Consider the following 21,809-nt stretch of genomic DNA (forward strand, 5'->3'; position numbering starts at 1 on the left):
TGCGGTCTCCGCGTGGTGCCTTCAATTCGTTCCCCGCAAAGAACGCTAAGGACCACAAAGGCCAGGACAATAAATCTTTGCGGTCTTCGCGTGGTGCCTCTATTCATTCCCCGCAAAGAACGCTAAGGACCACAAAGGCCAGGACAATAAATCTTTGCGGTCTTCGCGTATTCAATCTTAGCGGCCTCTGCGTGGAACCTTCTGTTTATTCCCCGCAAAGGGCGCTAAGGAACCACAAAGGCCGCAGAAGATTGCATGTTATGTCGGCAATTTTATTTGAAAGGGATTGATTAATATAAAGCTAAAGTAGGCCTCTCTTTATCTTTGCGGTCTCCGCGTATTCAATCTTAGCGGCCTCTGCGTGGTGCCTTCAATTCGTTCCACGCAAAGAACCCCAAAGTACGCAGAAGATTTATGATTAATAATCTCCAAGTCCATTCACTATCCGGTGTATGTTTTCTTTCAGAATCTTGCTATTGAAGTTCAAAAGTAACCCAAGCTTTACGTCGGACAACTTCAAATAAGTCAATACTTGTGCAAAATGAACCGGAGCTAATGACTCAACGGCTTTAATTTCAATAATAACTTTGTTTTCAACTAAGAGGTCAACCCGGTAGCCGACATCCTGCTTTACTCCTTTATAAATAAAAGGCATTGGAACTTGCTGTTTGACATTTAGGCCAGCCAATCTTAAATCATAAGCAAGTGCATTTTCATAAGCAGATTCCAGTAAGCCGGGACCAATTGTCCTATGAATACTAATAGCTGTTCCTATAATTTTGTGTGAAATTTCATTTTCTGTCATAAGGTTTGTTTTTGTGTTGTTTACCTGTTTTTCGGTTCTTTATGGAGCATTAATTTAATTCCACGTAAAGCCTGCAGGATTTTTTTTAATTCCTCGCAAAGAGCGCTAAGGACCACCAAGGCCATGACAATAAATCCCTGCGGTCTCCGCGTGTTCAATCTTTGCGTTCTCTGCGTGGACCCATCTGTTTATTCCCCGCAAAGGGCGCTAAGGACCACCAAGCCCAGGACAATAAATCCCTGCGAACTCCGCGTGTTCAATCTTTGCGTTCTCTGCGTGGAACCTTCTGTTTATTCCCCGCAAACCTGACCTTACTTCTTCGTTTTATACAGCTCATCTATCGGAACAACCTCTACCGTCATGGAGTCTTTCAGCGTACGTGAAATAAGTCCGTAAGGAGCTACAACCACTTCTTCACCATCTTTCAGCCCATTTTCAATTTCGATGTTGACATTATCCTGAATACCGGTTTTGACCCGTTTTTCACGAACGACACCGTCATTATACACAAAGACAACTTCATGCTGTTTGGCTTCAGGTTTAGGTTTGACGGTTGTTGTTTCATCGGTTTCCCCACTGTTTTCCTGTTGTAAACCAGTTGTTTCATCCCTGGCTTCACCTTTTCCGCTGCGGGTGGTAACAGCCTGGATGGGAACCGTAATCACACCGTTGCGGGTATTGGTCCGGATATCGACAGTGGCTGACATTCCCGGTAGGAAAGGATAACGATCCGATGGGTTTTTTAGCAAATCATTATAGGAACTCTGCAGCAGTAAAATCTTTACATCGAAGTTGGTGACCTGGTCGGTTGAGGAGCCGGTCACATTGGCCGAGCTGGCAATTTCGGTCACAATACCTTTGAATTTTCGGTTCATATATGCGTCAATCTCCACCAGTGCCGTATCGCCTGACTGCACTTTTACAATATCGTTTTCGTTCACTTCTACCTTCACTTCCATGCTATTGAGGTTGGCCACGGTCATCAGCTCGGTACCGGCAAACTGGTTGGTCCCAACGACCCGTTCGCCTTTCTCTACATTCAGTTTCGAGATCGTTCCCGTAATAGGAGCGTAGATTTTTGTTTTGGTCAGGTTTTCCTGGGATTCCTGCACACTCGATTCCGCACTTTTCACCATGTATCGCGCTGCCTCGACGTCGGAAACAGCAACTTTATAGGCTGCTTCGGCTGACTGATAATCGGCTTGGGAGATGGTCTGCTGTTTATAAAGTTGTTTCGACCGGTCGAAATTCAGTTTTTTCTCGGTCAATTGCGCTTCTGACTGTGCCAATCGCGCTTTTTGGGTATTCAGGGTGGCGCGCAAACGGTTGAGATTGGAAATGTAAATATCGGGCTTAATGATAGCCAGTAAGTCGCCTTCCTTTACTTCATCGCCCTCCTTCACGGGAAGTTCAATAATCTCACCCGGAACTTCCGGGCTGATTTTTACTTCCGTTTGCGGCTCAATCTTTCCGTTTGCCGTAATGAGCTCGGTAATATCTTTCTTCCCGGCTTTTTCAACAGCTACCCGGGTAGCAAATTCTTTTCCGAACCAGCCGGCTTGTTTACCTACAATAAGCAGAATGATAACTGCAAAGACAACGATGATGGGCAGACGGAAACTCCTTTTTTTCTTCTTCATACGGGTTACGGTATTATGACTACATGGTTGACCACAAAACGAAAATAACGTTCCTTAAAGTTACAATTCAATGGGTATTCCGCGGTAGAAATCGAGGATTTTGGTGCGGAAAATGAACTCGTACTTGGCTTGCAGCAAATCCGATTGTGCTTTGGCCAGGTTATTTTTGGCCTGGTTGTACTCCAGTGCATTCACCAAACCAACATTGTATTTTTCTTCCGAATAGCGGAATGCTTCCTGCATGGCAGCCACTGCTTTCTGGTTCGATGTGTACCGGTTCAGCGCTGCAATCGCGTTGGTTTCGGCCGTTTCAATGTCTTTCCGGAGAACTTTCCTGGAGTTTTCTAGATCGAGTTGTTTACTGAGCACGTCGATTTTGGCATTGTCAATTTGGGTCTTGTTCTGCAGACGGTTGAAAATCGGTATGTTCATCTGGAGGCCAAAACCCTTTCGCTGGTTGTTGCTCAGCTGCTCGCTGAACGGAATCTTATCACCCTTCAAATCGGTGTATTTGTTGTTGTATGAGTTATAATAGAAGCCATACGCCGAAATGGTCGGATAATTAGCTCCTTTGGCAGCCTTCAGTTGATATTGTGAGCTCTGCAGTTTGTATTCTGACGATTTAACGTCCGGCCACAATGCCAGTGCTCTTTTGTAAATTTCAGTTGCTGAAACCAGGGAAGCCTCTGCTTTGATTTCGGGCAATTCAGGCTTCCGGATATTGAAGTTTTTGTAAGAATCCAGCTCCAGCAGCTGCGCCAGTTTCAGATTATTCAGTTTCAACTGGTTCTGGTTGTCCACCAATGTGAGTTCCTCTTTGGCTGCCTGGGCCTGGATATCCAGCAAACTGCCTTTGGCCAGGGCTCCGGCATCAACCTTCTCCTGGGTTTGCTGAATCTGCTGTTTCGTAACTGCCAATTGTTCCTCCGATACCTTGACCAACTCTTGCGAGAACAAGATTTCGAGGTAAGCAGAGGCGATATTCATGGTAATGTCATCTTTCGCCTTTTGCAAATCCTCCATCGAAGCCTTCAGATCAAACTGGCCCTTTTTGATGTTGTTGTTGAGTTGAAACCCCTGAAAAATCGGGACATTTGTATTCAGGTTCAGGTCGCTTTCCGAGGAGTTGATATTCTCGTAGGTGTTATTGTAGGTCAGCGAACGTCCGTAGTTCTGGTTTTGCGAAGCCTGGGCATTCAGGTTGGGAAGGCGGTCGGTTTTGGCTTTGCGCAATAAATTTTTCTGGTATTGTGTGCTTAACTCGCCTTGTTTAACCTGGATATTGTTTTGAATGGCATAGTCAATACATTCTTTTAACGACCAGGCACCGGGTGTGTCCTGTGCTTTCAGGATGTTGCTAATGCTTACCAGGATTAAAAAGGCGATGGCATAGAATAGTCGGCTCATGGATTATAATTTTTTATTTCGACGTTATGCTAATTTACTTATTCGTTTGGGGTGTTACCCTTTTCGGGGCGATATATTTTTAACTGTCCTGTGCACCTGGTTCCACTTTGGCGCCTTTCAGATGGTCATTCTTGGTAATTCCATTCAAGATTTCGATGTTGATACCATCGGATAATCCGGTTTTCACATAGCGTTTTTCGTACTGTTGCGGCTGTGTTTCTACTTCTACGTAAGCCGAATCGTTATCAAACTGGAGCAAACCTTCCGGAACAGCCAGCACGCTGTCGCGACGGGACAGGACAATATCGGCATTTGCACTGTATCCTGCACGGATAAACTGGTCCTTTTTTAGGTTGACATTCGCCTTGATTTCAAACTGAATGGCACCATTATCTTCCTCACCTTTCGGTGAAATATATTCCAATGTTGCATCAAATTTCTCATGCTCGATGGCGCCAATGGTCAGCTCGATGGGCATGCCCTCTTTAATTTTTCCGACTTCGGTCTCATCTACCTTCCCGTCGAAAATCATGTCATTCATATCGGCCAGCGTGGCAATAGTGGTTCCGTCGTTGAATGTATTCGACTGGATAACCGAATTTCCCACCTTTACGGGCACGTCGAGCACCATACCGTCGATGGTTGCACGGATGAGCGTATTGGTGGTCTTCTGCGAGGTTTTGGTCACCCCCTTGCGAATCAAATCCAGGTTGTTTTCTGCAGCTTCCACTTCGGCTTTTGCCCCGTCGTACGCAAGTTTCGCTTTCTGGTATTCTTCACGCGAAACGACCTGCTTCCCGAAAAGCTTAGATTGACGGTCGTAGTCAAGTTTGGCGTCTTCGAAGCTGATTTTAGCTTTGGTTACCCGGGCCTCGGCGGCATTCAGGTTCACCATATCCGGAATGATTTTTACCTTGGCCAGGAAATCGCCTTCTTTAACGGTATCGCCGGCTTGTACATATAACTCCTGAATGATGCCGGAAACCTGTGGTTTTACTTCCACTTCTTTACGTGGGACGACCGAACCGGTAGCAACCGTCTTTTGAATTATGTTCGTAGTAAGCGGAGTTTCATCTTTAAATACATTTGGCTTTGCCTTCGACTTTTGATACAGGAAGCCCAGCGTTCCGAGGAATACTAACCCCAGTACAACGAACCCGGAGATTTTGAAAAACTTTTTCATTCGTTTAAAATTTATTAATTAACTCTTTCATGCGTTGTTTATTCGTCGCGTAATGCGTCGATGGGTTTTATTTGCAGCGCCCGCTTCGCCGGAATGGAACCGGCAAACAGCCCGGCCAGTATCAACACGGCCAGTGCAACGAGTGCTACCGGAAGATCAATCGTCGGATCTTTATAGAAGACACCGTCACCTCCGCTGTTCATTTTCGCCAGGACGTTGCTGACAAGTTCCAGGAGCCCGACGCCCAATGACAGTCCGATATAGCCGGCCAGGGTCGTCAGGGCCACACTTTCGAGTACAATTTGTGAAATAATGATTCCGGGGGTCGCCCCAAGAGCGCGTTGTATCCCAATTTCGCGGGTACGCTCTTTCACAATCACCAGCATGATGTTACTAACACCAATCACCCCGGCCAGTAATGTTCCGATTCCCACAATCCAGGTCAGGATACTGATGCCAAGGAAAAGGCCGTTCATCTGTTGGAACTGTTTTTCGATATTGACGCTTCTGATTGCCTGTTCGTCTGTCGGAGCGATTGAATGCCGCTTTTTAATGATGGTGAGTATCTGGCCTTCCAGGCTACTGACGGATACACCTTTTTTTGAAGTGACAGCAATCAGGTGAACTTCGTTGCCGTAATTATAGGCTTGTTGCATGGTGGTGAATGGAAGAAAGATGGTCTCTTCCTTACGTCCGTTAAAATTGACGCGTGTTTCGGGTTTCAGTACCCCGATGACCTGGAAATATACGCCCGATACTTTGAGGTATTTCCCGATAGGATTTTCGTTTTTATCGAACATACTTTCCTCTACTTTCTCACCAATCACACACACTTTTCTCTTATTGCGCATATCTATTTCATTGATCCAACGGCCTTTTACCATGGAAACCGGGTCGATTTTGGTATACACCGGGTAATCTCCCGCAATATTATAGGCGCCGGTCCGGTTATCGCGAACGGTGTTTTCGCCGCCGCGTTCCTTCCAGCCAAAAAGCATTGGGGCCAGGTATTTAATGCCCTGTACGTGGTCTTCGATGTAGGTGATGTCGGATGTATTCATATTCCAGAAACGGCCGCGTTTAAAACCTTTGTAAGGCTCGCCGGTCCGCTGTGTCCACATAAAGGCAGAATTAACAGCAAACCTGGATACACCGTCGTAAATGCCGTGTTTCAACCCGTTTCCGGCGCCGGTCATGACGACCAGCATGAAGATTCCCCAGAAAACCCCGAAGGCGGTGAGAAAGCTCCTGAGCTTGTTTTTTGTCAGGGCGTTCCATATTTCGTTCCAGCGTTCGATGTCAAACATGATCAGGATTTTAAACAGGTTATTGATTTTGAATTTTCCCTTTGCTTATTCATCACGAAGGGCTTCAATGGGTTTTACGTTGGCCGCTTTTTTCGCAGGAATGTATCCGGCAATAGCGCCTGATAAAACCAGGATTACCGTGGCTGAAATGGCTGTTCCGAAGTTGACGGTTGGGTTACGGAAGAATATTCTGTCACCTCCGCCGGAGGCAAACATCTGTTCGAGTACATAATTCACTACTTCCATGATGCCGACGCCCAGGGTCAGTCCAATGTATCCCGCAACGGTGGTTATCAGGATCGATTCCATCAGGATAAGGCCGATAACAGAGCGGGGTGATGCGCCCAGCGCTTTCCGGACACCGATTTCACGGGTCCGTTCTTTTACCAGGATCAGCATGATGTTGCTTACCCCTACGATACCGGCAATCAGGGTTCCGATACCAATAATCCAGACAAATATTTTGATACCCTGGAAAATCTTCATGGTACGCAGATACTCTGTTAGCATGTTGAAAGCGCCCATAGCACGGTTATCGTCTGGATTGAATTTGTGACGCCGGGCAAGCGCTTCACGAACTTTTTTGGTAATGGTTTCAGCCTGTTTTGTTGAGGTGACCATTTTCGTGGTAACGGCAAAACTGTGAACCCGGTTACCTCCGTTGAAAATACGTTGAGCGGTAGATACCGGCATGTAGGCCGTACGGTCGTTACTATTGTTCGGATCGTGACAAACACCGACCACCTCAAAAGGCACATCGTTTACTTTGAGATATTTTCCAATGGGGTCTTCTTTTTTGAAAAGGGCCTTGGCAATATCTTTTCCGATAACAATGGACTTGCGATAGTCGGTAATATCCTTGTGGTTGATGAAGCGGCCTTTGCCCAGCTTAATATTTTCAACATCCTGAAGGGCCGGATGGCAGGTGACGGTCGTGAATGAGCCGTATTCATTACCATATGCATAATTGGTATCACCGGGCAAGTAGAAGCGGGAAGAGACTTCATCCAGTCCTTTCACCTTGTTGGTCAGGAAGGTATAATCCTGGTTGGTGAAATGAATAGGCCGTCCGGTTTTCATTCCTTTATACGGCATACTGGTTTCGCCGGTCCATATCCACATGGCATTAACTGCGTTACCGGCAAACTGTTTTTTAACACCGTTCTGCAACCCGTTTCCCGACCCGAGCAGTATCATTAACATGAAAATACCCCACGCTACCGAGAAACCGGTAAGAAAAGTACGGAGCTTGTTCTTCCGGATAGTGCTGAATATTTCCTGCCAAACATCGATATCAAACATGATGCGTTGGTTTATTAATGTTCCGGTTATATTGTGCCTGGAAGGACTTCAGGTCGCCGTTTTTAATTATCTCTTCAATCACACCGTCTTTCAGGTGGATGATTTTCCGGGTCATAGCAGCAATATCATATTCGTGGGTAACAATAATGACAGTAATCCCTTCCTCATTGACTTGCTTCAGCATTTCCATCACTTCGTACGAGGTTTGTGTATCGAGTGCGCCGGTAGGTTCGTCCGCCAGAATGATACGTGGTTTGGCGATCAGTGCACGGGCAATGGCCACCCGTTGGCGTTGTCCTCCGGAAAGTTCATTCGGCATATGATGTGCCCATTCCTTCAGGCCCAGTTTTTCCAGGAATTCCATGGCCATCTGGTTCCGTTTCTTACGCGAAATGCCTTTGTAATAGAGCGGTAAAGCAACATTCTCCATCGCATTCTTAAACGATATCAGGTTGAATGACTGAAAGATGAATCCAATCATTTTGTTGCGCGTCCGGGCTGCCTGAGTCTCATTCATGTCTTGCATTAGAAGACCGTCAAGGGAGTAAGATCCTTCGTCATAATTATCGAGAATGCCGAGGATATTCAACAAAGTCGACTTACCGGAACCTGAAGACCCCATGATGGAAACGAATTCTCCCTCCTTGATGTCCAGGTTCAGGCCCTTCAGGACGTGCAGGCTGTTATTCCCCGTTACATACGACTTATGTAAGTTGTTGATCTGTATCATTGTTCAAGATTTTGTGTTCGGATGGGAACTTTTGTGCGGAAAAATCATTCCTAAAAATTGTTAACCCCGGAAGGTTAGACTAACTACCGGGCGAAATAGTTACAACAAATGATGGAAAATATTCCGCGTTTTACGTTCCATCCCGAAAATGGTTTACCAATAGATATGCCAAACGGTATAATTACCACAAAATGAGGCATAAGTGGATTTCCATAAATTTGTGTGCTGTAAAGAAATTGTACGGTTTCGAACCGGGAGTGTACGATTTTGGGCGCAAAGAAGGTTTGTTTGGCTGGAATTTATTACTTCTTATTTGTTCCGGAAATGAATCTATCGGTCAATCACCCTGTTTTGCTTAAAATCTTATTATCTTTAATGCTTTTAGCGGATATCCGAATACGTACCGTAACCTCTATACTCCCGGCAAAAAGTTAAGAAGCCCTGGTTTTCGAATGAATGGGAAACCTGACCGGATTATTGGATATTTAATCATTGCCTATTGAAACGAAAACTGTTTTTTGTATCGGTCTTTCTGTTGATGTTGCCTTGGGGAGCCGGGGCAAAAGACTGGGGATGGAGTGTTGGCGGGGGTTACTCGCATTTCAATTATTCTCACGAACGACAGTCCGGTCCGGCTGGTTTCTATGGCAATTCGTTCTACCCGAAGTTCAATTTGTTTTTGACAAGTGGGCGACGTGAAAATATTTTTCAGTTTGCCATGTGGAATTTTAATAACTGGAAATACAATGATAGCAACGAATCGGCGCCGGAGCAAAAAATGATGAAATTAATGGTGGCCTGGGAGCAATATCGATATCTGACAAGGCAACCGAATTCATTGTTCCGGTTATATGCCGGCCCGGAAGCTGACATAGGATACCGCAAATGGAATCTTAGTTACGATGGTGGGACGGATTTAATGTACCATTGGACGAATGTCAGTGGAGGAATAGTCGTTGGCAGCATGGTGAAAATTTTGCCCGTAGCAGGATTGGACATTCAGGCGAATGCCAAAGGAACAGTAGGTTTTTATTCGAGTACGCCCGGGTATTATTCGAACAGTAAGGGAGTGGAAAGTGGTTTTGATCTGGGCTTAACAGCACGGGCATATTTCAACCTGAATGATCATATCCGGATTTGTCCTCAGTGGTCGTATTTGTATGGCCGCGATTATAATAAGCGCTATAGTTTGATACTATGGGAACAGAGGTGGTCGGTCTCAATAAAGTTTATGCCGTTCCATGAGAAATAGGAATTATCTGATAGCCATTTTGGTGCTGCTTTTGCAAGCATGTTCGCTGATTCCTGATTCCGGCGAAATGGATTCCCATGGTACCTGGTTACAGGCCGAGTCGGAAAACTATGTATATTATTACCGCCCTAATTCGGCTGCTGCCGCGGATATCGATAAAATTGAGGCAGAGCAGGAACGCGTTTTCGTCCAGTTAAATGAAATCCTGGGGACGAGTTACAATCAAAAAATTCACGTCTATATTTTTAACGATTTGGCGGATGCCGGGTTTACCGATAAAACCGGGCAGGCTTTCCCCATTTTGAATACAATTGAAGTGATTTATGGTTCAGATGGTTATACCATCGGCAAACGAGGTATTTCGGCGCACGAAGTAGCACATATCATTACTTTTAATGCCTGGGGGCCGACCGATTTACGTATCTTAAGCGAAGGGATTGCGGTGTACATGGAGCACGTCACGTATGACAGCGAAGCAAATTACGACAGCTCGCAAATGATTGTTGCTGCGTTAGCTGTCCATGGCGGTTTGCCGGACATTGAAAGCCTGGCCAGCGACTTCGGGCAGTTCGATACCAATATCTCCTATCCGGTTTCCGGTTCATTTTCCGGTTACATTATTCATGGCTTTGGAATGGAGAAGTACCGTAAGTTGTTTACCGAAGGGCGGAGAGTTCATTTTGCCGCGGATTTCCAGTCAGTTTATGGGGTTTCACTTTCAGATGTGGAAAATACCTGGGGCCGCCAGTCGGATAAATCGTTGCCTCAATAGAATTTATAGCCTGGAATACTTCCCGTTAAGAACCACACCGTCAAGTTGCATCGCTTTGGCCGATGCCAAGGCATCTTCCGGTGTATGGACGATTGGTTTGCCGCGTTGGTTAAATGAAGTGTTGATAAGAGCTTTCAATCCGTATTTTTCATCGAGCAGTTCCAGTAAATCGAAGAGAAAAGGATTATCCCCGCGTTGGAAAATGGTCTGAATCCTCGACGTGCCATCTACATGGACCACTCCTTCCATCTCTTTTCTCTTTTCGGGAAGGATAGCAAAATCCAGCAGCATGTATCGCGATAGCGGATGGATTTCGTCAAGACCGGTTACTGTTTTGGTGTTTCGCTCCAGCATAATGGGGGCTACCGGGCGGTACCATTCCCGGCCTTTGTGTTCCATACTCACTTTTCGGGCCAGCGGAGCGGAGTCAGCCCGGGCGATGATGCTCCGGTTTCCCAACGCACGCGGTCCCGATTCTCCGGCACCATTTGCAATCCCGATGACACGGTTATCTATTAGATCGGTGGCGATTTGCTCCAGCGTCTCTTTGGTGTAGTTTACCTTTTCGGGAAGAAGTCCCCAATTATTGAGATAGGGGGAATGCCTTTCGATTTTTCCATGTTTGAGCCACTCGATGTAAGCGGCAGCACCCAAAGCCAATCCTGAATCTTCACAGCAAGGCGGAATGGATACAAAGTCGAACAAATCTTCATTTACAATGCGCGAATTGGTGACAATATTCAGGGCACAACCACCGGAGTAGTACAGGTTTTTGCAACCGGTTTGTTCGCGCAATTCTCTTAACTTTTTCAGGAAATCACGCTGAAAAATGTGCTGCATGGTGGCAATGATATCCTGAAGGAACGGGTCTTTTTGGTCAAATGAATTACCCTGCCAGTTCCAATCTGTACGCGCCTGTTGGAAGAAAACCGAACGTTTTCCCCAGATGTCTTCAAAAAACTGATGTTCGCTGAGCCACTGTTCCAGTTCAGGTGAGTGGCTCCCGTATGAGGCATAGCCCATCATTTTTCCGGGAACGGAATTCTGATCGTCCATTTTCGCACCGATAATTCCGAAGGCCAGGGCATTGGCATTAAACAGTGTGGTCAGGTATTTTAAGTCCCAGTTGTATTCCAGGGGCGTTAGCTGTTTGTCCCGGTAGATCCAGCCCGAAAAATTGGACAAACTGGCGCCACCATCAAAATGGACGAGCAGGCTGTTGTGTTTTATTCCTCCGGTGAACGGGAGGGTAGAGAAAACATGGGCCAGTTCGTGGTTGACCACCCATGCATCATGCTCTTTGCCGTACCACCAGCATCGGCCTTTTTCAGCGGAAGCGACAAGTTTTTGATTTAACGGCGCTTCGAACCGGGCTTGCCCATCGGTCGAGATGAAGGCCCGTCCTACCACATTATCCACGAAAACGAGATCATAATCGGCAGGGGAGAGCAGTTTTTCTTTTCGCAGGATTACGGTGAGCTGTTGATGCAGATGATTATCCCGTTTCCGGCGGGTGGTCCGTTCGAGCTGTAAAAGTTTGATCACTTTTCCACCCGACATGAGTGCCATGTTATGGTCGTGGACATAACCCGGATGGTCCGGTTCCATTCGGTCCTGGATGCCATATATCGCCAGTGTCGGTTTTGACGAATCCATTGGATTAACCAATTATCATGACCGTAGCAATGATCCCGAGGAAAAGATAGAATAGCAGTTCGGGCCAGAAGCGGTTTTTGGCAAAAATGAAAAAGTGGGCGATGAAGTAAGCAAACGGGATGGCCAGCAGAATAATCGCCTCGATGCCGACCGAACGGCTGAAGAGAATGGCGGCAACCAGAAAGGCGACCATCCAGTAAAAGATGATGAAGTATTTCCGTGAGCTGATTTTCTTGACATCGTACCGGGTGAGGATGGAACTACTTCCGAGCACAGCTAAAAAGATGAAGAACCCTGATAAGAGCTGGAAGGGAAAAGTGTTGATAATGTTTATGTTGGCCGTATGAATATTTTCCTGGACGACGCTGAAAAGCTGTGGCAACAGGTCATTCAGATAGTAGACAAAACCGGCGATGAACCACGGAACGGCAAATCCCACCAGCGGAATGAAAAGGAAGCGCCAGTTATTGCCCTTTTGTAACACCGCAATACTTATCCAGGTAATGGGAAAAAGAAAGATGGTCGGGAAATAAAACAGCGAACCGGCCGAAAGGAAAAACGCTGCATTAAATGTATCGGGGATGGTATTGGAATGATGGTACGTGTCGAAGATGCTGATGAGCGCCAGGAAGACAAAAAGAGACGCAAGGTGCACCGGATGCAATGTATGCATCGACGGAAAGGCTGAAACCGTTAGCAGGTAGATGATTCCGGGCAAACCGGAACGTGACCGCAAAAACTGAAAGCGAGTGCTGATTTGATTAATAAGAAAAGCGCTGATAACCACGGTAACTAATCCGGTGAAAGCCGACCAAAAAGGAAATTTAATCAGATAGGCGCCAGTAATCCTGTAGAGGGGCATATCGGCCTCTCCTGCAAAAAAGTTGAACGTATTGGGATGGATTAAACCGGGTAGCCAAAGTAAAATTCCGGCTAACGGAATAAGCACCAGATGGGCAATCTGATTGGTTTTTAAAAATCGCAAGACCATACAGGCAATAATTTAAAGGTCGAATCCTAAATCGCGGCGGTAATATTTTTTCTCAAAATCGATGATGGCGGCATTTTTATACGACCGGTCGAGCGCTTCGCGACGGTCTTTTCCATAGGAACTAACCGAAATAACCCGTCCGCCATTGGTTACCACCTGGCCGTTGACGAATTTTGTGCCGGCATGAAAGACGATACTATCCTGTACCTTCTCCAGGTTAGAAATGACTTTGCCTTTCTCGTAAGCTTCGGGATAGCCGCCCGAAACCAGCATAACCGTTACTGCAGCCCGTTCATCTATATCGAGTTGCTTTTCAGCCAGGTTTCCTTCGGCCATGCCTTCGAGCAAATCGACAAAATCGGATTTTACTCGCAGCATAACTGCTTCTGTTTCCGGATCGCCCATGCGAACGTTGTATTCAATCACAAAAGGCTTGCCGTCCACATTCATCAGTCCCAGGAAGATGAAGCCGCGATAGTTGATATCGTCTTTTTGCAAACCTTCAACTGTTGGCCGGATAATGCGATCTTCCACCCTTTTCATGAAGGATTCGTCGGCAAACGGGACAGGAGAAATCGCTCCCATTCCTCCGGTGTTGAGGCCGGTGTCACCTTCACCAATTCGCTTGTAATCTTTTGCTTCGGGCAGAATTTTGTAGCTTTTTCCGTCGGTGAGCACGAATACCGAGCATTCCACGCCTTTCAGAAACTCCTCAATCACCACGCGGGAGCTGGCTTCGCCGAATTTGCCCCCCAGCATTTCACGCAACGAAGTTTCCGCTTCTTTCAGCGAGTCGACGATGAGAACCCCTTTTCCGGCCGCAAGGCCATCGGCTTTTAATACGAAAGGAGCTTTTAGTGTTTTCAGGAAACCGATACCTTCTTCCAGGTTTTCGGTGGTAACCGAAAGATACCTGGCCGTTGGGATATCGTGGCGGGCCATGAAATCTTTGGCAAAATCCTTACTGCCTTCCAGACGGGCGCCTTCCTTATCGGGACCAATCACCGGGATATTTTTAACCTGCTCGTTGGCTGCGAAAAAGTCAACGATTCCTTCTACCAGCGGAACTTCGGGGCCTACGATCACCATGTCGATGTTGTGTCCGGTAACGGCGTCGCGTAAGCCAATAAAGTCGCTAACACCAATATTCAGGTTGGTCCCGGTTTCAGCCGTTCCGGCATTTCCGGGGGCAATAAACAGTTGGTCAACTTTGTGGCTTTGTTTGATTTTCCAGGCGAGGGCGTGCTCCCGGCCTCCGGAGCCAACGAGTAAAATCTTCATGCGATTGGTTTCTTTTTTGTTCAGGACGACTGTGCTCTTTCAGTTGCCGGCAAATATACTCAATTAATGAACGGTAGCGAAACAAATCGGCAAGGTGGGGCACAGTTATCCAGCGTCAGCCGTGATGAAGACGATGACAAATAAACCCGGCATGCAGATTGTGGGGAAAGGGGATTATGCCCAGCGGTGTACCTGGCGGATGGTTTGCCTGAGTTTTTGCAAACGCTGGCGGTACACAGGATTGAACAATGGGCGTTCTTTCGGGAATTCAATCTTGCGGAATTCGTATCCACGCTCTTTTAGTTCGGCAATAGCCTTTGGCAAGGCATAGCGAAGATGGCTTTCTCCTTTCAGCGAATCATGGAAAGTGATAATACTTCCTGGACGTGAATACTTCAATACATTTTTCAGGACCTCTTCTTTAGGAATATTCCGGTTATAGTCACACGAAATCACATCCCACATAATGATTCTGTATTTCTGCGAAATGAAGTGGTATTGTGAGCGTTTCAGCCAGCCGTGTGGCGGACGGAAAAGGTTGGATCCGATCAGGTGGTTTGCTTGCTCGATGTCTTTGAAATAAGAAACATTTTCGCTTTTCAATCCCTGAATGTGATGATACGTATGATTTCCAACTGCGTGGCCGTCTTCTACTATCTGCTCGAAGATTTCGGGATACCGGAATACATTTTCCCCAACACAAAAGAACGTAGCTTTGATGTCATTTTCCTTCAGGAATTTCAATACCCAGGGAGTGACACCAGGAATCGGGCCGTCATCAAAGGTCAGATAAACAACTTTTTTGTCCTCTTGCGGAATGCGCCAGATGGCTGCCGGGAACCATTTTGTAATATGTCGAGGTAAGTGTACCTGAGGTTTTAGTCTCATTTTGTTAGATTAAAGGTGGCGCTATCGCTACACCTTAATACGGCGCAAAGGTAAAATAATTTTTGCCGGATAAACAAATTTAGCATAAATTATTTTACCTGTAGCCTTTATTTATCAATTAGTTGATGAATAGATCTGAACATATGTAGTAAACTTATTGCTTAATGTTTTTGCCAGATCTTTTTCACCAAACTTATCAGCAGTTCGTGCCATTTCGCGGATAATAAAGAGTGGTCGTTGAATATCATCCTGAATGGTTTTCCGGAACTTCGGTTGCAATGAGAAGAAATAATTCAATTCATCCTCGTAATTGCTAAACATGGTGTTCATCACTTCCTTTGCTTTATCGTTTGCCCCTGCTTTAAAGTAATCTTCAGCCATCAGCAAATTAAAGTAGTTATACTCTACTTTGCTGTTGGGCACAATTTCGGCGCATTTGTCGAGCACGGTAATGGCCGAGTCTTTTCGGCCTTTCGCCAGTAAGGCATCCGCCAGGCGGACGAAGTTGTTACGCACATTCATGGCCATGCGGGTATTGTTCTCGTCGAGGTATACCTTCGGATCGTTCATGTTACCCCACCTGAACTTGTGCATCATGTTGTTGTACATGGTGTCGGCATCCACACCGCCAGTTTGACCGTTTTCCGACTTGAACTCAATCGGAACGACCCGATAGGCAAATCCTTCGGACATAAAATAATTCTGCAGGCCGAGATATTTATCGCTTCCTACCGTGATGGCGAAGTACAATGGCCGTTTCCAGGCGTTATTGGCAATCATGTCCAGGATCATCAATTCATCCTTGGTGATGTAGTGGCCTTTCAGTTTGATGTTGAGTTGTTTCACCATGTGTTTGGCCTGCTCGGCCGTAATCACATGATTTTTCATCACATCGGACGAATCAACCGGATAAAATAGTTCATTTGTCGGAATGTAGGATGAATTGTCCGCCTGTCGCAGTTTTGTACGAGGATCGTCCGAACGAACAAAATCGATGGCTTCTTTCAGATTGACAGGACGTTTCAATTGATTGATCACATAGATCAGGTCCCTGGTCCCTTCCAGGTACTGATCGTGCGTAAAGTTTATCGGAAGCGGATCCGACGTGTATGCTTTGCGCCGCATTTGATCAACATACCAATCGGTTTGTAAATAGCTCAGGTTACAAACCCGCACATCCGGGCGGATTCCTTCTATTTCCTGTGCGTACCAAAGCGGGAAGGTATCGTTATCACCATTGGTGAAAAGAATGGCGTTAGGTGCGCATGATTCCAGGTAGTTTCGGCCAAAGTCTCGCGCTGTATACCGGTTCGAACGGTCATGATCGTCCCAGTTTTGGCTGGCCATCAATACGGGAACTGCGACCAGGCTGATAACTGTCGCCAGGATAGGGCCCAATACCGGAGGCGTAAATTTCTTCAGCATATCGATAAGCCCCAGTACACCCAGGCCGATCCAAATCGCGAAAGCATAGAATGAACCGGCAAAGGCATAATCACGTTCACGGGGCTGGTGCGGCGTTTGGTTCAGATAAATTGTAATGGCAATTCCTGTCATGAAAAAGAGGAGGAACACCACCCAGAAATCCCGTTTCCCTCGTTTCCCGGATGTCAGTTGGAAGAAAATACCCAATAATCCGAGGAGGAAGGGCAACAGGAAGTAAGTATTGCGGCCTTTATTGTTTGCATAAACGTTGGGAATATTATCCTGATTTCCCAGTCGTGCCGCATCGAGGAATTTAATACCGGTGATCCAGTTTCCACGGAGAATATCACCATGGCCCTGAATATCGTTTTGCCTTCCGGAGAAGTTCCACATGAAATAACGCCAATACATCCATCCAACCTGGTAACGGAAAAAGAAAGCAAGGTTATCGGCAAAGGTCGGTTTGACAATGATCGTTGGATTACCATTCTGGTCTGTCGTTCTTATTTTGGTCCCGGTAATATGCACCCACGATTTGTAATCAGCTATGTGTTGCGGATCAGAGCTGTACATGCGGGGGAAGAACGTCTCGAAACGGCTATCGTAATTTGCATGCTGTTTGTAATTGGATATGATGTATTTCCCATGATCTTCCACGTAATGCGGTTTTCCCTGCGAATAAGGATCTTGCCGATCGACCGGGGCATCATAGTACTGACCGTATATCAGGGGGCGATCGCCATATTGGTCACGGTTCAGATAGCCCAATAAACCGAAAACGTTGTCCGGATTATTCTGGTCCATTGGCGGGTCGGCCGATGAGCGGATCACCACTATCGCGTACGAAGAATATCCGATAACAATGACGGTAAATGCGAGTAAGATGGTGTTAGCCAGTGTTTTTTTCTTTTTGATGGTATATCGCAATCCCCAGATAACAGCAGAGATGAACAACACAGCATAAACAATAACTCCTGTATTGTATGGTGCACCAAAGGAGTTAACGAAAAGCAATTCGAACCACGAAGCTACTTTCACTACGCCCGGAATAACGCCATACATAATGAACGCCAGAAGGATCACGGCAATAATCATAGCAATGGCGAGCCCCGGCTTAGTGACTTTGTATTTCCTGAAGTAATACACGAACACGATGGCCGGAATTGCCAGCAGGTTCAGCAAGTGAACACCAATGGATAAGCCAATCATATAGGCAATAAAAATCAACCAGCGGGTGGCTCCCGGCGAGTCGGCTTCGTTTTCCCACTTCAGGATAGCCCAGAAAACAAGGGCGGTAAACAGCGACGACGTCCCGTAAACTTCCGCTTCCACTGCCGAAAACCAGAATGTATCGGAGAAAGTATACGCTAACGCACCGACTGCGCTTGCACCCAAAATGGAAATTAGTTGCGCAGTGGTTGGTCCTTCGTCATTTTTCAGTATAATTTTACGCGCCAGGTGCGAAATAGTCCAGAAGAGAAAGAGAATGGTCAATCCGCTGGCCAAAGCCGACCACGCATTCATCATGATAGCCACATGGGAAGGCGAACTGGCAAAAAGCGAGAAGAAACGCTGGATGAGCATAAAAAAAGGCGCTCCGGGCGGGTGCCCGATTTCCATCCGGTAGGCTGTTGTGATAAATTCAGGACAGTCCCAATAACTTGCAGTGGGCTCCATTGTCAGCAGGTATGTTGTGGCGGCCACAATAAATACCACCCAACCGGTAATGTTGTTGTAAAGATTGTATTTTTTCATGTTTGTCACGTTGATTCGCTAACTGTCTTGTTCTTTCATGGAAGTGCGAAGATATAAAACCTTCCTTCACAGGACAACTCGAAACGTAATGCTTAATTTATCTGGTACAATGCTTTTTTTGATCAATCTAATTTAACAAAAATAGAAGTTGCAGCCGGATATGTATCAAATATTTACAATTTTTAAGAAAATCGTTTTACTAATACCGGTTTGGGTTGGTGAAACAAAATGAGTTACCTTTGATGTTCTTAAATTCAAAAACTGTAGATGTGAGATTGAAGGGATATATTTTTATCGGACTAAGCGCCCTTTTGATGGCTTCCTGCTCCGTTTCCAAAAACTTCACCGCGTTAACCAACAACGCCGAATCGTATTACAACAAAGGTGAATATGCAAAAGCAACTGCTGCCTGGCAGCAGATTATTGCTGATTATGGAAAGGTTGGCTCCGTTTTTACGGCGGAAAATTATCTAAAAGCAGCTAAAGCCGCTGTTAAAGCGGGTAATGATAAACTGGCGTTTCAGTGGTACAATACGGCAAGGTTGAAAGGACAAAGCTCTCCTGAGTTATGGTTGTATCTGGCCCGCCATTTCCACAAAATTGATAACCTGTCGAAAGAACTGGATGCACTTGGGTATTATTTCTCATTTGATGTAAAAGATACTGACGCAATGAAGGCCCGGGAACGTTACTTTGAGGCGCTTGTGGAAAGTGAGAACTACGAGCAGGCTTTCAAAGAGTGGCCATACATCGAAAGCGATGTGAAAAGCAACAAAAATTACGTTGAGATGTACTTCGAGGTTTGTCAGTCGTTAAACCGCGGGCCGGAATTGAACAACGCGCAGGAAATGTTGCTGAAACTCGATCCGGCCAATGAAGATGCGTTGTTCAGAAAAGCACGGACACTATATGATGCGGTAGGGAAGCGGTACAAAAATGAAATGGATGCTTACGAGAAAAATCATACCCGCAGTCAGTACAGTAAATTGCTGAAAGCGCTGAAAGGAATTTCAGCTGATTATCGCACCGCCCGCAATTATTTTGAAAAGCTGTATGCTGCTCATCCCTCAAAAAGGTATGCGGCTTACCTGGCCAATATTTATGCTCGGCTAGATAGTAAGTCAAAATCAGACTACTGGCGGCGTAAATCGGAATAAAATTCGTTGAAAAATAAAATAGTGAACCTTTTCCCGGGAAACAGCATAACCCAACTTGTTAAAAATACCCCATCCACAATCAAAAAAAATGCACAAATTTCGTTTATAACTACCGGATAATCAATTGCAATATTTTTGAAAGCCGTAAAAAAACCGCTCCTCATCACATGAAAAAATCCGTAGTACCCGAATTATAAATAATATCACAACATGTGACTGATATTCAACATTTTATATCAATTGGGAAACAAGTTGGGCTAAGGTGTTATGGCCTGACGTTTATTCAATTAACAGGAAAATACTTTGAGAAAAATTCCTTCATATCATTCCACGAGGCTGAATCTGCCGCCGCATTATAAGCAATGGGCATGTTAAATTTCTTGCCTGCTTCAGTTGATTCGGGATTTGTGAAAGCATGCAAGGCTCCTTCATATTCTTTAAATTCATAGGCAGCGCCAACAGCATTCATCTGATTTTTAAAATTATCCTTATCTTCCTGGGAAACAAATTTATCTGCTGCCCCGTTGCAGACGAGAACATGCGTGTTTTTAATTGCCGGGTCCGCTTTGAAACCTGCAAGCCCACCGTGAAAGCTTACAACTGCATCAAGCGGGATATCTAAACTGGCAGCGGTTAAGACCACCGTACCACCGAAGCAATAACCTATTGCTGCAATACGTTCCGGATCTGCAAAACCGCTGTTTACTAAAACATCGTAAGCTGCTGTCATTCTTTCTTTCAATAAATTCACATCAGAATAAATAGCACCTGCATTTTTTTGTGCATCTTCCGGATTATCAACGATAAGGCCATTGCCGTACATGTCGGCAGCAAATGCTGTGTAACCTAATTCTGCCAACATCCTGGCCCGCTTTTGGGTGTAAGCATTATTGCCCCACCATTCGTGCACAACAATGATTCCGGGGCTTTTCTTCGTTTTATTCTCATCGTAAAAAAGATACCCTTTTAATGGTGTCTTTCCTGCCTTATAATCAATCTCTTTACGCACGATATTTTGTTCGTTCTTTTTTTTCTGTCTGTGCTTTCTGTTTTTTCCCTGGTTCCTTCCGTATCCGTCAGCAGTAGTCGCTATTGATATCAATAGCAAACTGACGACAAGGAATTTACTGTCGAAACCTTTTAAATAATTTTTGATATTCATACCAACCTCCTTTAATTAATTTGTTGAAAAAACGGTTTAAATGTATGTTTTGTTCAAGAGCCGGGATTTATTGCATTTTTAACACAGCCCTAAATCTTACTTTGTTGGTAATCATTTTGTTATATGCCTCGTTCGCTTTCTCAAGAGGGAAAACTTCAATTTGAGGGCGAACATTTTTCAAGACCGAAAAATTCATCGTATCTTCAGAATCTTTTGCATCACCCGAGGGCCATCCCTGAATTGTTTTACCGGAAATAAGCGTGAACGGGATAACCTCCATGGGCTCGCTCGCCGCAGCAACAATGATTAATTTACCTCGTTGTTTCAGGCCGTTTGTTATTTCCGAAATCACTTTGCTGTTAGGCGCGGTGGCCAAAATAATGTCAGCTCCTCCCATTTTTTGCAGCTCTTCGGCCGCATTAGTGTTACTTGCATCTATGTATATGTGTGCACCGAGTTTCAATGCCAATTCTCTTTTTTCACTTCCGTTAGAAATTGCCACTGTCCGGTAACCGGCAGCATTCGCGAATTGTACTCCCAAATGTCCCAAACCCCCAATGCCTTGTATTGCAACCGTATCACCCGGTTTAGCTCCGCTGTTTCTTAACGCATTATATGTAGTGATACCGGCACAAAGAAGAGGGGCGGCTTCTTCCGAATTCAATTCTTTGGGAACTGAAGCCAGTGCATCCTGCGGTGCGCACATATATTCAGCATAACCGCCGTTGTAGTTAATTCCGGGGACCTTCCCATTGACACAATTAATGAAGTCGCCCCGACGACAAGGTTCGCATTCAAAACAATGCCCGCCATGCCAGCCCACGCCTACCCTTTGACCTGTTTGCCATGACTTTACATTTTTCCCGGCTTCTGTTATTGTTCCGATTACTTCATGGCCCGGGACTAAAGGATATGGTAGATTTGGGACCCATCCTTCTTTTACCATTGCATCGCTGTGACAAATTCCACAGGCTTCTACTTTTATCAGTACCTCATTTTCTTTCGGTGCCGGTACCGGAATTTCAACCAATTGAAAATCACCACCGGCTTTTTTTACCTGCATTGCTTTCATTGTTGCCATTTTTTTACCTTTTAA

The 21,809-nt window shown here is 45.6% G+C and carries 17 protein-coding genes; 3 read left to right on the forward strand and 14 right to left on the reverse strand.

The genetic code is table 11. The features are described from left to right. Positions 1–418 precede the first annotated feature (418 nt). The 7 genes from GJU82_RS14605 to GJU82_RS14635 form a co-directional block, all read right to left on the reverse strand. Positions 419–805 carry a GxxExxY protein gene (locus GJU82_RS14605; protein ID WP_153632821.1) on the reverse strand — a complete coding sequence of 129 codons (387 nt, stop codon included), beginning with the start codon at positions 803–805 and terminating at the stop codon, positions 419–421. 311 nt (positions 806–1,116) lie between these two features. Further along, positions 1,117–2,445: an efflux RND transporter periplasmic adaptor subunit gene (locus GJU82_RS14610; RefSeq protein ID WP_153632822.1), complete on the reverse strand. Its 1,329-nt coding sequence runs from the start codon at positions 2,443–2,445 to the stop codon at positions 1,117–1,119. A gap of 60 nt (positions 2,446–2,505) precedes the next feature. After that, on the reverse strand, positions 2,506–3,852 hold the full coding sequence (locus tag GJU82_RS14615) for a TolC family protein (RefSeq protein WP_153632823.1): 1,347 nt from the start codon (positions 3,850–3,852) through the stop codon (positions 2,506–2,508). 79 nt (positions 3,853–3,931) lie between these two features. Beyond that, on the reverse strand, positions 3,932–5,035 hold the full coding sequence (locus GJU82_RS14620) for an efflux RND transporter periplasmic adaptor subunit (protein ID WP_153632824.1): 1,104 nt from the start codon (positions 5,033–5,035) through the stop codon (positions 3,932–3,934). A 38-nt stretch (positions 5,036–5,073) separates the two neighbouring features. Beyond that, the gene (locus tag GJU82_RS14625; RefSeq protein ID WP_153632825.1) at positions 5,074–6,342 is read right to left on the reverse strand and encodes an ABC transporter permease; all 1,269 of its coding nucleotides are present in this window, start codon (positions 6,340–6,342) and stop codon (positions 5,074–5,076) included. Positions 6,343–6,387: 45 nt separating this feature from the next. Further along, complete coding sequence (locus GJU82_RS14630) at positions 6,388–7,644, reverse strand: ABC transporter permease (RefSeq protein WP_153632826.1); 1,257 nt, start codon at positions 7,642–7,644, stop codon at positions 6,388–6,390. Continuing rightward, positions 7,637–8,374: an ABC transporter ATP-binding protein gene (locus GJU82_RS14635; protein WP_153632827.1), complete on the reverse strand. Its 738-nt coding sequence runs from the start codon at positions 8,372–8,374 to the stop codon at positions 7,637–7,639. Before GJU82_RS14635 ends, GJU82_RS14630 begins: the two co-directional genes overlap by 8 nt. 499 nt (positions 8,375–8,873) lie before the next feature. Between GJU82_RS14635 and GJU82_RS14640 the strand changes: the two genes are divergently transcribed. Together GJU82_RS14640 and GJU82_RS14645 are read left to right on the forward strand one after the other, a co-directional pair. After that, positions 8,874–9,626: a hypothetical protein gene (locus GJU82_RS14640; protein ID WP_153632828.1), complete on the forward strand. Its 753-nt coding sequence runs from the start codon at positions 8,874–8,876 to the stop codon at positions 9,624–9,626. Next, entirely contained in the window at positions 9,616–10,398 is a 783-nt protein-coding gene (locus GJU82_RS14645) for a peptidase MA family metallohydrolase (protein ID WP_153632829.1), read from the forward strand. The genes GJU82_RS14640 and GJU82_RS14645 overlap by 11 nt, the downstream gene beginning before the upstream one ends. Before the next feature lie 3 nt (positions 10,399–10,401). On the opposite strand, the gene GJU82_RS14650 is transcribed toward GJU82_RS14645, so the two are convergent. From GJU82_RS14650 to GJU82_RS14670, 5 genes are all read right to left on the reverse strand, one after another. Further along, entirely contained in the window at positions 10,402–12,054 is a 1,653-nt protein-coding gene (locus tag GJU82_RS14650; RefSeq protein WP_153632830.1) for a carbamoyltransferase C-terminal domain-containing protein, read from the reverse strand. A 4-nt stretch (positions 12,055–12,058) separates the two neighbouring features. Beyond that, the gene (locus GJU82_RS14655) at positions 12,059–13,045 is read right to left on the reverse strand and encodes a DUF6427 family protein (RefSeq protein ID WP_153632831.1); all 987 of its coding nucleotides are present in this window, start codon (positions 13,043–13,045) and stop codon (positions 12,059–12,061) included. A gap of 12 nt (positions 13,046–13,057) precedes the next feature. Beyond that, positions 13,058–14,326 (reverse strand): phosphoribosylamine--glycine ligase, encoded by a 1,269-nt coding sequence (purD, locus tag GJU82_RS14660; protein WP_153632832.1) that lies wholly within the window; start codon positions 14,324–14,326, stop codon positions 13,058–13,060. A 174-nt stretch (positions 14,327–14,500) separates the two neighbouring features. After that, positions 14,501–15,214 (reverse strand): polysaccharide deacetylase family protein, encoded by a 714-nt coding sequence (locus tag GJU82_RS14665; RefSeq protein WP_153632833.1) that lies wholly within the window; start codon positions 15,212–15,214, stop codon positions 14,501–14,503. A 114-nt stretch (positions 15,215–15,328) separates the two neighbouring features. Continuing rightward, entirely contained in the window at positions 15,329–18,394 is a 3,066-nt protein-coding gene (locus GJU82_RS14670) for a DUF2723 domain-containing protein (RefSeq protein WP_153632834.1), read from the reverse strand. 269 nt (positions 18,395–18,663) lie between these two features. Between GJU82_RS14670 and GJU82_RS14675 the strand changes: the two genes are divergently transcribed. Next, positions 18,664–19,551, forward strand: a complete 888-nt coding sequence (locus tag GJU82_RS14675; protein WP_153632835.1) for a lipopolysaccharide assembly protein LapB — start codon at positions 18,664–18,666, stop codon at positions 19,549–19,551. 283 nt (positions 19,552–19,834) lie between these two features. Here GJU82_RS14675 and GJU82_RS14680 read toward each other — a convergent pair whose 3' ends face one another. Next, positions 19,835–20,713, reverse strand: a complete 879-nt coding sequence (locus tag GJU82_RS14680) for a dienelactone hydrolase family protein (protein WP_153632836.1) — start codon at positions 20,711–20,713, stop codon at positions 19,835–19,837. Positions 20,714–20,780: 67 nt separating this feature from the next. Beyond that, on the reverse strand, positions 20,781–21,794 hold the full coding sequence (locus GJU82_RS14685; protein ID WP_153632837.1) for an alcohol dehydrogenase: 1,014 nt from the start codon (positions 21,792–21,794) through the stop codon (positions 20,781–20,783). Positions 21,795–21,809 lie beyond the last annotated feature (15 nt).

It is taken from the genome of Prolixibacter sp. SD074, from assembly GCF_009617895.1.
In the GTDB taxonomy this organism is placed as follows: domain Bacteria; phylum Bacteroidota; class Bacteroidia; order Bacteroidales; family Prolixibacteraceae; genus Prolixibacter.